The sequence below is a fragment of the Streptomyces sp. NPDC101132 genome (genome assembly GCF_044759225.1).
Lineage (GTDB): Bacteria > Actinomycetota > Actinomycetes > Streptomycetales > Streptomycetaceae > Streptomyces.
Map to the genome: position 1 here is coordinate 456599 of NZ_JBIVYX010000001.1, position 11733 is coordinate 468331.

An 11733-nucleotide genomic window follows, 5' to 3' on the forward strand; every position below is an offset into this window, starting at 1 on the left:
GGGTTACCGACGGCCGCTCGCCGTGGCGCGTTGTGCGGCGTGGGCGAACTGCGTCATGCCCTCCTCGAAGCCGACCCGCGGCTGCCAGTGCAGTTCGTGCCGGGCCAGTGACGAGTCGGCCGTGATGTGGCGGACGTCCCCGAGGCGGAACTCCCCCGTCACCACCGGTGCCGGGCCGCCGTGGGCGCGGGCCAGTGCCGCCGCCATCTCGCCGACGGTGTGCGGCTGTCCGCTGCCGATGTTGTACGCCGCGTGCCGCCCCTCCCCCGGGTCCGCGAGGCGGGCCAGGGCGGCCGTGTTGGCCGAGGCCACGTCCCGTACGTGGACGAAGTCCCGGCGCTGGCCGCCGTCCTCGAAGACCCGGGGCGCCTCGCCGCGGGCCAGGGCGGACCGGAAGAAGGAGGCCACCCCCGCGTACGGGGTGTCCCGCGGCATCCCCGGCCCGTACACGTTGTGGTACCGGAGCGAGACCGCCGAGCCCCCGGTCGCGCGGGCCCAGGAGGCGGCCAGGTGTTCCTGCGCCAGCTTGGTGGTCGCGTAGACGTTGCGCGGGTCGGCCGGCGCGTCCTCGGCCACCAGCCCCGGTGCCAGCCCGGCACCGCACAGGGGGCAGCGGGGCTCGAAGCGGCCGGCCTCCAGGTCCGCCACGGCCCGCGGTCCCGGCCGTACGACGCCGTGGGCCGGGCAGGCGTACCGGCCCTCGCCGTACACCACCATCGACCCGGCCTGCACGAACCTCCGGATCCCGGCCCCCGCCATCGCGGCCAGCAGCACGGCCGTCCCGAGGTCGTTGCAGGACACGTAGTCCGCGGCGTCGGAGAAGTCCCTGCCCAGCCCGACCATGGCCGCCTGGTGGCACACCGCGTCCACCCCGCGCAGGGCCCGCCGGACCGCGTCGGCGTCCCGTACGTCGCCGCGCAGGAACTCCGCGTCGGGGAGCACCGGCTCCTCGGGGTGCGCGGCCGGCAGCAGCACGTCGAACACCACCGGTTCGTGCCCCCGGCTCCGCAGGTCGTCGACCACGTGGGCGCCGATGAACCCGGCGCCTCCCGTCACAAGTACGCGCATGCCCGGCACGCTACGCAGCGGGGCGCCGGACCGCGCCGTCCCACACCGCCCCGTAAGACTTCCGTCATGACCGGCCGGCCCGACCCGGTCGGTGACCCGGTCGGTGACCCGGTGACCCGGTCGGGCGGTCAGGCCGGTCCGGGACCGGCCAGGCACAGCACCGGCTGCCGCTGCACCTGGTTGTTCGCGAAGCCGCCGCGGTTCCACGGGGGCCGGACGGGCTGCCGGTTGCCGAGGGCGTCCGCGGCCCGGGCGCACAGCACGTACCGGCCCGGCGCGGCGGTCCAGGGGAACGTCCACCGGCGCCAGGCCCAGCGGTGCCGGGCGTCGGCGGGCGGCGGCTCCAGTTCCGCGGGCCGCCACGTCGCGCCGTCGTCCGTGCTCACCTCGACGGACGTGACGGGGGCACGCCCCGACCAGGCACGGCCCTCCAGCAGCACGGGCCCCGGCCGCAGGACCCGGGCCCGCGACATGAAGTCGGGGAAGCCGGGCGGTACGAGCAGGGCGCGGGGCGCGATCCTGGTGACGGGCTCGCCCGCCTCGCCCGGCTCCTGCCGCAGCCGGTAGGCGACGGTCTGCTGGAAGCCCGTGAACGCCGTGCCCAGGACGGTGATCCGGCGCAGCCACTTCACGTGCGCCATGCCGTACCAGCCGGGTACGACGAGCCGCAGCGGATACCCGTGCTGGGGCGGCAGCGGGGCGCCGTTCATGGTGTGGGCGAGGAGTACGCCGTCCTCCTCGCCCAGCGCGGTGCGCACCGGCAGCGCCCGCTCGTAGTCCTGCTCCACGCCGCGCTCGACGCCGTGGTCGGCGCCGGTGAAGACGACGTCCACGGCGTCCGGCCCGACGCCGGCCTCGGCGAGCAGTGTCCGGAGGGGGACGCCCGTCCAATCGGCGGTGCCGACGGCTCCGGTCAGCCACGGCTGGCTGACCGGGCGGGGCGAGAGCAGGGCGCGGCCGTTGCCCGCACACTCCAGGGTCACGCGGAGCGTCACGGACGGGCGGGCCCGCAGGGCGGCGACGTCCAGTTCCAGGGGCCGCCGGACCCGGCCGCCGACCGTGAGGGTCCATTCCTCGCCGTCCGCCCACGGGATGTCGTAGTGGGTCAGGACGTAGTGCAGGCCGGGCGGCGTGACGGGGTGGCGCAGCGCCTCCAGGGGCAGGCCGTGGTTGCGGGCCGCCAGCGCGAGCTCGTCGCGCCCGATCCCTTCCTCCGGGCCGGCCAGCCGGGCCGGTCCGCTGACCTCGCCGAGGCCCTCCGCCATGTGCCAAGTCTGCGCCCGCCGCGCGCCGGTCCACCACCGCAGGGGTCCACCACCGCAGGGGGTGGGGTCCGGTTCCACCGCCGCGGGCGGCACCGTCCACCCGCCCCGCCGCGCACAGCCGGTCCACCGCCCGGCGGCGGGCCCGGTGTGACCGGGGCGGGCGCGGCGCGGTACGAAAGGGGGGTGAACGAGACGACCCGGGACGCGAGCACCGTCCGCATATTCATCGCCCTCGCCCCGCCCGACGACGCGAAGGACGAGCTGGCCCGGGCGCTGGGGCCGGCGTACGCGGCGTACCCGGACATGCGGTGGAACCGCATCGAGGACTGGCACATCACCCTGGCGTTCCTCGGCGAGCTGCCGGCCGGCAGCGTGCCGGGGCTGCGGCCGCCGCTGGCGGAGCTGGCGGCGGAGCGCGGGCCGGTGCGGCTGGCGCTGGGCGGCGGCGGGCACTTCGACGAGCGGGTGCTGTGGAGCGGGATCGAGGGTGACCTCGACGAGCTGCACCTGCTCGCCACGGACGTGCGCGCGCTGGTGAAGGAGTGCGGGATCGACTTCCCGGACCGGCCGCTGCGCCCGCACCTGACGCTGGCGCGGGCCCGCCGGGGCGACGCCGCCTCCGTGGTGGAGGCGGCCGGCGGGCTGGCCGGGTTCCGCGGCCGCGGGTGGGCGGCGGCCCGGCTGCACCTCGTGGGCAGCAACTTCGGACGCGGTCCGGGACCGATCCGCTACCGCGACATCGAGTCCTGGGGGTTCGGCGGGGCGGGGTGACCGGACGGATCCCGGTGGCGGGGCGGCTCCCGGTCAGCGGGCGGATCCCGGTCACCGGACGGCTCCCGGTGGCGCGGCGGCGCGAAGCTGGTGAACGCGCTGCGGCGCGGGAGGCGGTAGGTCACGCGGCCCGTGACGGCGTTGAGGATCGCGGCGTTGCGGACCGCGCCGATGTCGAGGTTCGGTGACGAGACGCCGTGGGCGTGGGTCCCCGCGTTGGCCACGAAGATCCGCCCGGTGACTCCCCCGGCGAGTTCGAGGGAGTGGTCGAGGCGCACCCGGGGACGGCCGCGGCCGTCCCGGGCGACCAGTCCGGCGACGGGCCCGAGGAAGGCCGGGGTGCGATCGCGGTACCCGGCGGCGACCACGAGGTCGGTGGTGTGCTCGAAGGCCCGGCCGGTGTCGCGGTGGCGGCAGCTCGGCACCGGCCGGCCCGACGGGCCGACGGCGGCCGACTCGACGGTGGTGCCGGGGCGCAGTTCGAGGAGGTCCGCGGCGACCTCGGCTCCCGACTGGCCCGAGCCGACGGGGCAGCCCGGCCAGGGCATCCGGGCCAGCGCCCAGCGCAGGTAGTCCTCGTACTCGCGGCGGGAGGGGAAGAAGTTCTCGCGGAGCGTGAAGGCGTAGAGCCGGTCGTTGTCGTGGAGGACGACGAGCAGGGCGCCGGCGGCGGCCGGCTACCTCAGTGCTCGCGCGGAAACCCGCCGCCTCGTAATCAGGTCGAGACGTCGCGTACCCCCGCGCGCCCCCGGGTTGCGCGTAAAGGCCCCGCGCGGAGGCGTTGCGCTCCTCCGGGTGAACGCCGATGGCCGGGACGGACGGTCCGGTGTTCACTGGCCCCATGCCCTTCCAGCGCTACGGCGTGCTGTCCGGCACCCTGCACCAGCACTTCCGGGACACCCCCGACGACGAGGGCGCCTGGTTCCACGTCAACCTGCGGGTGGACGCCCCCGACGGGCGGTACCGGTGCGCCGTCGACGTGGACAGCCACGACTTGGCCACCGGCGTGCAGTGGAAGGTCTTCACCGTGGACGCGGCGGCGCTCGGCCCGGTGGCCGCACTGGCGCCGGGCTACCACGAGCTGGCCCGCACCCCCTCCTCCGGGGCGCTGGACTACATCCGGCACCCGGCCCTGAAGGGCCGGCCGGCCTGGTGGGCGGCGCTGCCCGGCTGGCTGCGGAAACTGCTCGCGCCGCTGGTCGGGCCCGCGCAGCCGTGGACCTCGGGGTCCAACCTGGACGCCGCACTCGCGCTGGAGCCGATCCTCGTCCTCGGGCGGCCCGTGCTGGTCTTCGGCGAGCCGTTCACCGCCGGCCTGGGCATGCACAACGTCCACCAGAACCAGGGCGACCCGGCCGGCAGCCAGTGGTGGGCGGAGAACGGCATCTGGCAGGACGGGGCCACCCTGACCCGCCGCCCCGACGGCCGGTACGACGTCTTCCTGAACAAGTTCTCCACCCAGGCGGACCAGACCGGCAAGGGCGGCCACCCCCTCTAGGCCGTACGCTGAGTGATGTCCGTTTTCACCCGAATGGCTCTGTTCGCGTGGTGGATGCCGCCGTCCGGGTGAAGAGTGATCGCAGGCCCGCGGCGCGGCACGACCGCGGGGTGCGAACGGAGGCATACGGCCATGACAGAGTCATCACGACCTTCAGGTACCCCCGGGTACGGCACACCCGGCGGCCCGCCGGTCAACTCGTCCTGGGTGTCCGGCGGGGTGACCTTCGCCGGCATCCTGCTCCTGATCAACGGTGCACTGGCGGTGCTCCAGGGCATCGCCGCGATCGCCGAGGACGACATCTACGCCCGCTTCGGCGACTACATCTACAAGATCAACCTCACCGGCTGGGGCTGGATCCTGCTCATCATGGGCGTGCTCGCGCTCGTCGCCGGCTGGGGCGTGCTCAGCGGCGCCGGCTGGGGCCGCCTGATAGGCATCGGGCTGGCCTCGCTGAGCATGGTGCTGCAGTTCCTGTTCCTGCCGTACCAGCCGCTCTGGTCGATCATCATGATCGGCATCAACATCTTCGTGATCTGGGCACTCGCCGTCTACCAGCCCGAGGGACCGGAAGGCTGACGGGACGTCCGGACGGCCGCGCGGGACGCCTCAGGAAGGCCGCGCGGGCGACCAGCCGAGCCAGGCGTCGGTCCGGTCCGGGTCGAGGAGCCAGTCCTCGAGCCCGGCCGGATCGGCGTACGCCGCCGCGAAGCGGTCCGCCACCGGCGGGACGGCCGCGGCGGCCCCCAGCACGCGCCGGACGTGCGGCGGGGGCGGCGCCTGGAGCATCAGGTTCGTGAACGCGACGCTGTACCGGGCGTGTTCCCAGAAGAGGGCGTGGGTGCGCCGCATCCACGCCTCGTCGAAGGGGCGTTCCCCGTGCGCCAGGATCTCGCGCAGGTACGTGGCGGCGCAGCGGGCGGCGTTGTTCGCGCCCTGGCCGGTGACCGGGTCGTTCAGCACGAGGGTGTCGGCCATGCCGAGGACGGGGCTGCCGGGCGCGGGCAGCGCGACGGGGTGACGCACCCGGGGGGTGAGCGCGCCGTACAGGGTGGCGCGGGCGTCGGTGGGTTCGGCGCCGCGGCACCACTCGTACTCCCAGGGGACGTGACGGCGCAGCAGGCCGAGGGACCGCTCCAGGAAGCCGGCGGGGCCGGGCCGGTCGGCGAACACGTCCAGCGGACCACCGGGCAGGGCCTCCCACAGCAGGATCGTGCAGGGGCCGGACAGGGTGAGGGCGGGCTGCAGGAAGAGTTCGCCGCCGCCGGTCACGGCGGTGATCCGGGCGTGTTCGGCGCCGGGCCCCGGCGGGGTGCCCACGCCGTGCAGGTAGCAGCAGGCCAGGGTGCGCTGCGGCTTCTCGTACGGCGAGTGGGCCGCGTCGGCCGGGAACAGGGCGGAGATCCCTCCCCGCCCCGCCGCCACCAGGGTCAGGTCGTGGCCGGCCGCCAGCCGGGCCAGCCCGTCGCGGTCCACGGTGCGGTACTCGGTCCGGCCGCCCCGCTCCTCGAAGAGGTCCAGCCAGGCGGGCAGTTTCACGCGCTGGTCCACGGACTGCTGGCCGTCGTCGAGCCGCGCCCCGAAGCCGGTGAGCCGGGCGCCGTCCGGACCGGCCAGGGTGAAGGTCATGTCCCGTACGAGCGGGGTGCGTTCCGCCCAGAGGTCCAGGCCGAGTGCGCGCTCCAGGCTCCGGGCCGGGCCGAACATGGCCTGGGTGGACAGCGGGTGGCCCTCCCTGACCTGGCCGGCGGTCCGTGCGGCCGTCAACGTCACGTCGTATCCGTGCCGTTGCAGCCCCAGGGCGAGGTGCAGCCCCGCCTGGCCCGCCCCGACGATCGCGATCCTGCGCACCGCGCCCTCCTCCGCGAGACACCCCGTGGCCGCCACCGTACGCAGGGCGGGGCGCCCGGCGCCGGGCGTCACCGCAGGCTGTCTCGATCCGACCCGTCCGGGGTCTGGCCGCGGCCCGCGCCCGGCGGAGATCATGAAGCGCTCACCGCAGTCCCGTCGATCCAGGAGGTACGCCGTGCCGATCGCCCCGAGTTACGCGTCCGGGCCCTCGCGGGTCCCGCTGCTGGGCCGCACGATCGGGGACGACTTCGACCGTGCGGTACGGGCGTTCCCGGACCGGGACGCCCTGGTCGAGCGGGAGACGGGGCGCCGGTGGACGTACGCGGAACTGGCCGCCGACGTCGACGCGCTGGCCCTGGGCCTGCTGGGACTGGGCATCGTCAAGGGCGACCGGGTGGGCATCTGGGCGCCGAACCGGGCCGAGTGGACCCTCGTGCAGTACGCCACCGCCAAGATCGGGGCGGTGCTGGTGACCGTCAACCCGGCGTACCGGGCGCACGAGCTGGAGTACGTGCTCAACCAGTCCGGGATCCGGCTGCTGGCCGCGGCCGACCGGTTCAGGACCTCCGACTACGCGGGGATGATCGAGGAGGTGTCGCCCCGTTGCCCGGCCCTGGAGCACGTCCTGCTGCTGGGGTCCGGGCGGTGGGACGACGTGCTGGCCGCGGGCCGGCGCGCGGACCCGGCCGTGCTGGCCGCCGCGCAGGCGGCGCTGAGCCCGGACGACCCGATCAACATCCAGTACACCTCGGGCACCACCGGCTTCCCCAAGGGCGCCACCCTGTCGCACCACAACATCCTCAACAACGGCTTCTTCGTGGGCGAGTTGCTGGGGTACACCGAGCGGGACCGGGTCTGCATCCCGGTGCCCTTCTACCACTGCTTCGGCATGGTGATGGGCAACCTGGCGTGCACCAGCCACGGCGCCACCATGGTCATCCCGGCCCCGGCCTTCGACCCGGCGGCGACGCTGGCCGCGGTGGCCGCCGAGTCGTGCACCTCGCTGTACGGCGTACCGACGATGTTCATCGCCGAACTGGCGGACCCGGGCTTCGACGCGTACGACCTGTCGAGCCTGCGCACCGGCATCATGGCCGGCTCGCCGTGCCCGACGGAGGTGATGAAGGAGGTCATCGGACGGATGGGGATGGCGGAGGTGTCCATCTGCTACGGCATGACGGAGACCTCCCCGGTGTCGACGCAGACCCGGGTGGACGACCCGGTCGAGCGCCGGGTGTCCACGGTGGGCCGGGTGGGGCCGCACCTGGAGGTGAAGGTCGTCGACCCGGACACCGGCCTGACGGTGCCGCGCGGCACGCCGGGCGAGCTGTGCACCCGCGGGTACTCGGTGATGCTCGGCTACTGGGGCGAGCCGGAGAAGACCGCCGAGGCGGTGGACGCGGCCCGCTGGATGCACACCGGGGACCTGGCGGTGATGGACGAGGAGGGGTACCTCGCCATCACCGGGCGGATCAAGGACATGGTGATCAGGGGCGGGGAGAACCTCTACCCGCGCGAGATCGAGGAGTTCCTGCACGGCCACCCCGACGTCCTCGACGTCCAGGTGATCGGCGTGCCGGACGAGAAGTACGGCGAGGAGCTGATGGCGTGGGTGCGGATGCGGGAGGGCGCCGAGCCGCTCACGGCGGAGGCGGTCCACGCGTACTGCCGGGGGCGGCTCGCCCACTTCAAGATCCCGCGGTACGTGCACGTGGTGGACGCCTTCCCGATGACGGTCACCGGGAAGGTCCGCAAGGTGGAGATGCGCGAGGCGGCGGCGGGCATCCTGGGCCTCAAGTCCCCCTGAACGGGCGCCGGACGCGCGTCAGCGGAACTCGCGGACGACCCGGATCCGCCCGACGATGTGGGCGTTGAACTCGTCCGGCTCCTCGGCCGGCACCCACGGCTCCAGGATCGTCTGCCCGCCGGCCTCCCGCACGGGGTGGCGGGCGAGGAACCCGGTGTCCACCTCGAAGCGGGTGACGAACCCGGCCCCACTGTGCGGGACGTTCCAGTCGCGGGCGATCCTCGGTCACGGAGCCGCCCGGTGCGGGCGGCGCGGTGGGCGAAACGCCAACCGCGCGCCCCCGCACGCGGCACGTGCTTTTCCTGCCGTCAGCCGAGCAGGGCGTAGACCGTGGAGGCGCGGGCGGCCGGTTCCTCGGCGCCCTCGGCGGTCATGGTGACGTCGGCGAAGGCCATCCGCTTGCCGAGCTTGGTGACGTCCACGCGGACCAGCAGGTCGGCGCCGACGACGGGGCGCTGGAAGCTGGTCGACTGCTGGACGGTGGTCATCGGCCCGTACGCACCGCGGGCGGCCGACACGGCGATCACGGTGGCGGTGTCGGCGGCGGCCATCATGGCCTGCCCGGACAGCCCGCCCCCGTCCCGGGCCAGCCGATCGGACCAGGGCAGCCGCAGCACGGCGTGGCGCTCGCCGGTCTCGGTCACGGCGAGCCCGAGGGCGAGCACCCAGGGAGCGAAGTTGTCGGCAAGGATCTTGTCGGCCTCAGCCACAGTCAGGGTCACCCCCGAATTCTGACCGCCCCCCACCCCCACCCACAACACCCGCTCCCCCCAATCCCGTCGGCCGCCCTCGCGCAGCCCTCACACCACCTCACGCGCGCTGCCGTTCCGGCACTTCAGGCTCCGTCGGGGTCCGGCGAGCCCCAGACGGCCGGTCCGCCGCCACGCCACTCGATGAGCAGCGTGTCGTCGAGGCGGACGTCGTCGGGGTCCAGGCCGGCCCGGCGCAGGAACTCGAGGAGGTCGTTCGGGCCGAGGGCGCGGCCGAGCATCTCGCCGTCGACGCGGACCCGGCGTCCGCCTCCGGCGTCCGGCGGGAAGACGATGACGCGCAGCCCAGGCCTCACTCCAGCACTCCGAGGGCCGTGTCGGGGCGGCAGTGGAGACAGGCCGGTACGCCCTCGGCCAGGAGCCGGCGCACCTGCTCGGCGCTCGCTGGTGCGGAGTGCCTGCCGGCGTCCCAGCAGCCCCCGACGTGCAGCCGGACCGGCAGCCGGCCGGTGATCCCCCGCTCCACCAGCCACGCCGGCGGCTCGGGCGCCGGCCTGCGCCGAGCCGTCGCCGCTTCGCGCCGCTCGGCGGCGGCAAGGGCCTGCTCCGCCCGGCGGAGTTCGCCGCGCAGGTAGGTGATCAAGGTCTTCAGCCGGGGCAGGTCAGGCGGCAGCACGGACATACGCATCGGCCTTCGCTCTACGGCCCCCTGCCCAAGGCAAGCGCCTGCCCGGAAAGGCTGACGGGGCCCTCGGGGGAAGCGGAACAGTGCTCTCACCCCTCCACTAAAACACGTGTTCGATTCATCGCGCGAGCGTCACGCGGTGGACTGTTTGCGGTAACGAAAATCGTTTCCGCGGTGAACCTGCGCCCGGCCGGGGAGCGGGAGCGGCGGAAAGGCGGCAGCGCCGGGGTTGGGTGGGTGCGGGGCCGCGCCGCCGTGCGTGACCCTCTCCCCTCTTCCGGTTCCAGTGAAGGCAGGACTCCGTGTTGAAGAAGTCGTTCGTCGCCGCCGCAGCCGTCGCGATGGTGTTCGGGGGTGCAGGTCTGGTGCAGGCCGACGATGTGGTCCGTGTCGTGGAGGGCTCGGAGGTCACCCTTCCGCCGGCTGCCGGCGGCTACCCCGGCCGGGCCGTGGCGGTGGCGGAGTGCCCGGCGGGCGAGACCCGCACGGGCGGCGGGGCGGTCGTGACCGCCGGCAACTCCTACGCCGACCGCTACCACCTGACCGCGAGCGCGCCGATCAGCGGGGAACGCTGGTGGGCGTTCGCGACGAACTCCGACCCCAGCAACGCGGGGACCCTGAAGGCGTACGCGATCTGCGCGAAGGTGGTGAAGAACCCGACCCTCACCACCCCCTGACCCACAGCACCCGCCCGGTTCCGGACGAAACCCGAAGCCCATTCGTCCGGAACCGACGCCCACCGGGCATGCAGGGCGACCAGCAGATCGCGGCAGACCCGCACCTCCCCACGCCGAGCATGCCGCTGCACCTGCCGGACGACCCCAGGAGGCTCCCTGACGAGGTGCGGGGAATCACGGGGCTTCCGAGGTCTGCGGGAAGCGGTCAGCTTCGGCGGCGTTTGATGATCAGCGTGCCGGCAAGGCCGAGGCCCGCGGCAACGACGATGCCGAGTGCCAACCACTGCCAGGACGGGCCCGCTTCCGCAACCGCAGCTTCCGCTCGCGCACCGGCCTTCTGGCTGGGGACGGGCACGGGGCCGGGGGTGTTCGTGGGGGCCGGGGCCAGGGGGTCGACGTCGGGTGCCCCCGGGTTGCCCGCCTTCTCCAGCAGCACCATGCGAGGGCGGGCCACCCCGTAGCCGATCCAGTCGCTGCGCCGGGAACCGTCCTCGGGGGCGCCGGCGGTCTCGATGAGGACGCGGGCGACCTGGTGTGCCGTCCAGTCGGGGTGAGCCGACCAGACGAGCGCGGCGGAGGCCGAGGCCAGAGCGGTCGCGTACGAGGTTCCTCCGTCAGCCACGCACCAGCCGCGGTTCTCCGGGCAGCGGATCCGGGCCTTGCCGCCGTACGCGGACAGGTCCGTGTCCGGGCCGTGGGAGGAGAGCTTCAACGCCTTGGCCTTCTCGTCGACGGCTCCTACACCGATGACTCCCGGAACCCTGGCGATCAGGTTGGTCGAGTTGTTGCCCTCGCCCTGATTTCCCATGGCGGCGAAGACGAGTGCCCCCTTGCTCTGGGCGTACTGGACAGCCGCCTTGAGCTTCTTGAAGGCGTAGTGGTCGCCCCAGCTCACATTGATGATCCTGGCCCCGTGGTCGGCCGCGTACCGGATTCCCTCGGCGCCCTCGGCGCCTGCGGCAAACGCCAGGGGCATGCCAATGCTGGTGCGGACGGGCATGACCTTGGCGCCGGGAGCCAGACCCTGAGGCGCCCCTCCTGAGCCGTCGCCGACGATGGCGGCGGTCATCGTGGTCCCGTGCCCGTCGGCATCGTCGTGCGCCGGGTACTTCTTGTCCGGGTGCTCGACCGGCGGTGACATGACCGACACGCCGGGAAGGACGGACTCGCTCGGCACGCCCGGGACCTTCTTGAAGCCGCTGTCGACGACGGCCACCGTGATACCGCTGCCGTCCGCGACCTTCCACATCTGCTGAGCCTTCATGGGCGTGAGGTAGTCCGGCGGGTCCGTCTCGGCCGCCGCGGGCATCACCGATCCCGCACCCATCACCAGCGCTGCGAGGATCACGCCCGCCGCCCTCATCCTCGACCCTCGTCGTACGGTGCCCTGCATTCTTGTCC

Annotated in this window: 13 protein-coding genes and 2 pseudogenes; 5 read left to right on the forward strand and 10 right to left on the reverse strand. The window is 74.1% G+C overall.

Translation table 11 applies throughout. The features are described from left to right. Positions 1 to 3: 3 nt before the first annotated feature. Positions 4 to 1068: an NAD-dependent epimerase/dehydratase family protein gene (locus tag ACIQUR_RS02180; RefSeq protein ID WP_403656841.1), complete on the reverse strand. Its 1065-nt coding sequence runs from the start codon at positions 1066 to 1068 to the stop codon at positions 4 to 6. 128 nt (positions 1069 to 1196) lie between these two features. Beyond that, on the reverse strand, positions 1197 to 2333 hold the full coding sequence (locus tag ACIQUR_RS02185; RefSeq protein ID WP_403656844.1) for a sulfite oxidase: 1137 nt from the start codon (positions 2331 to 2333) through the stop codon (positions 1197 to 1199). Between the two features lie 183 nt (positions 2334 to 2516). Here ACIQUR_RS02185 and thpR point away from each other — a divergent pair, with 183 nt between their 5' ends. Beyond that, complete coding sequence (thpR, locus tag ACIQUR_RS02190) at positions 2517 to 3104, forward strand: RNA 2',3'-cyclic phosphodiesterase (RefSeq protein WP_403656847.1); 588 nt, start codon at positions 2517 to 2519, stop codon at positions 3102 to 3104. Here thpR and ACIQUR_RS02195 read toward each other — a convergent pair. Both ACIQUR_RS02195 and ACIQUR_RS02200 read right to left on the reverse strand, forming a co-directional pair. After that, positions 3062 to 3652, reverse strand: a complete 591-nt coding sequence (locus tag ACIQUR_RS02195) for a hypothetical protein (RefSeq protein ID WP_403656850.1) — start codon at positions 3650 to 3652, stop codon at positions 3062 to 3064. The two genes, thpR and ACIQUR_RS02195, sit on opposite strands and share 43 nt — an antisense overlap. A 6-nt stretch (positions 3653 to 3658) precedes the next feature. Further along, a pseudogene (locus tag ACIQUR_RS02200) lies at positions 3659 to 3763 on the reverse strand (SidA/IucD/PvdA family monooxygenase); the annotation flags it as partial. 182 nt (positions 3764 to 3945) lie between these two features. On the opposite strand from ACIQUR_RS02200, the gene ACIQUR_RS02205 reads away from it, so the two are divergent. Both ACIQUR_RS02205 and ACIQUR_RS02210 read left to right on the forward strand, forming a co-directional pair. Beyond that, entirely contained in the window at positions 3946 to 4602 is a 657-nt protein-coding gene (locus ACIQUR_RS02205) for a DUF2278 family protein (protein ID WP_403656853.1), read from the forward strand. 132 nt (positions 4603 to 4734) lie between these two features. After that, positions 4735 to 5181, forward strand: a complete 447-nt coding sequence (locus ACIQUR_RS02210) for a hypothetical protein (protein ID WP_403656856.1) — start codon at positions 4735 to 4737, stop codon at positions 5179 to 5181. Positions 5182 to 5211: 30 nt separating this feature from the next. Here ACIQUR_RS02210 and ACIQUR_RS02215 read toward each other — a convergent pair whose 3' ends face one another. Further along, positions 5212 to 6453: a styrene monooxygenase/indole monooxygenase family protein gene (locus ACIQUR_RS02215; RefSeq protein WP_403656859.1), complete on the reverse strand. Its 1242-nt coding sequence runs from the start codon at positions 6451 to 6453 to the stop codon at positions 5212 to 5214. A gap of 133 nt (positions 6454 to 6586) precedes the next feature. Between ACIQUR_RS02215 and ACIQUR_RS02220 the strand changes: the two genes are divergently transcribed. Beyond that, positions 6587 to 8260, forward strand: a complete 1674-nt coding sequence (locus ACIQUR_RS02220; protein ID WP_403656862.1) for an AMP-binding protein — start codon at positions 6587 to 6589, stop codon at positions 8258 to 8260. Positions 8261 to 8278: 18 nt separating this feature from the next. Here the strand turns inward: ACIQUR_RS02220 and ACIQUR_RS02225 are convergent. The 4 genes and pseudogenes from ACIQUR_RS02225 to ACIQUR_RS02240 all read right to left on the reverse strand — a co-directional run. Continuing rightward, positions 8279 to 8482, reverse strand: a pseudogene (locus ACIQUR_RS02225) (ADP-ribosylation/crystallin J1); the annotation flags it as partial. A gap of 86 nt (positions 8483 to 8568) precedes the next feature. Then, positions 8569 to 8982, reverse strand: coding sequence for a PaaI family thioesterase (locus tag ACIQUR_RS02230; protein WP_403656865.1), 414 nt, complete (start codon positions 8980 to 8982; stop codon positions 8569 to 8571). A gap of 113 nt (positions 8983 to 9095) precedes the next feature. Then, entirely contained in the window at positions 9096 to 9326 is a 231-nt protein-coding gene (locus ACIQUR_RS02235; RefSeq protein WP_403656867.1) for a hypothetical protein, read from the reverse strand. Continuing rightward, a complete protein-coding gene (locus tag ACIQUR_RS02240; RefSeq protein WP_403656870.1) occupies positions 9323 to 9658 on the reverse strand; it encodes a DUF6233 domain-containing protein in 336 nt (111 codons plus the stop codon). The genes ACIQUR_RS02235 and ACIQUR_RS02240 overlap by 4 nt, the downstream gene beginning before the upstream one ends. A 299-nt stretch (positions 9659 to 9957) precedes the next feature. Between ACIQUR_RS02240 and ACIQUR_RS02245 the strand changes: the two genes are divergently transcribed. Further along, positions 9958 to 10332 carry a hypothetical protein gene (locus ACIQUR_RS02245; RefSeq protein ID WP_403656873.1) on the forward strand — a complete coding sequence of 125 codons (375 nt, stop codon included), beginning with the start codon at positions 9958 to 9960 and terminating at the stop codon, positions 10330 to 10332. Positions 10333 to 10537: 205 nt separating this feature from the next. Here the strand turns inward: ACIQUR_RS02245 and ACIQUR_RS02250 are convergent, their stop codons facing one another. After that, the gene (locus ACIQUR_RS02250) at positions 10538 to 11680 is read right to left on the reverse strand and encodes a S8 family serine peptidase (RefSeq protein ID WP_403656876.1); all 1143 of its coding nucleotides are present in this window, start codon (positions 11678 to 11680) and stop codon (positions 10538 to 10540) included. Positions 11681 to 11733: the final 53 nt, after the last annotated feature.

Excerpts from the sequence above, each read along its gene's own strand:
- ACIQUR_RS02180 (WP_403656841.1), bottom strand. The coding sequence starts at position 1,068 with ATGCGCGTACTTGTGACGGGAGGCGCCGGGTTCATCGGCGCCCACGTG.
- ACIQUR_RS02185 (WP_403656844.1), bottom strand. The coding sequence starts at position 2,333 with ATGGCGGAGGGCCTCGGCGAGGTCAGCGGACCGGCCCGGCTGGCCGGC.
- ACIQUR_RS02195 (WP_403656850.1), bottom strand. The coding sequence starts at position 3,652 with ATGCCCTGGCCGGGCTGCCCCGTCGGCTCGGGCCAGTCGGGAGCCGAG.
- ACIQUR_RS02205 (WP_403656853.1), top strand. The coding sequence starts at position 3,946 with ATGCCCTTCCAGCGCTACGGCGTGCTGTCCGGCACCCTGCACCAGCAC.
- ACIQUR_RS02210 (WP_403656856.1), top strand. The coding sequence starts at position 4,735 with ATGACAGAGTCATCACGACCTTCAGGTACCCCCGGGTACGGCACACCC.
- ACIQUR_RS02220 (WP_403656862.1), top strand. The coding sequence starts at position 6,587 with ATGAAGCGCTCACCGCAGTCCCGTCGATCCAGGAGGTACGCCGTGCCG.
- ACIQUR_RS02240 (WP_403656870.1), bottom strand. The coding sequence starts at position 9,658 with ATGCGTATGTCCGTGCTGCCGCCTGACCTGCCCCGGCTGAAGACCTTG.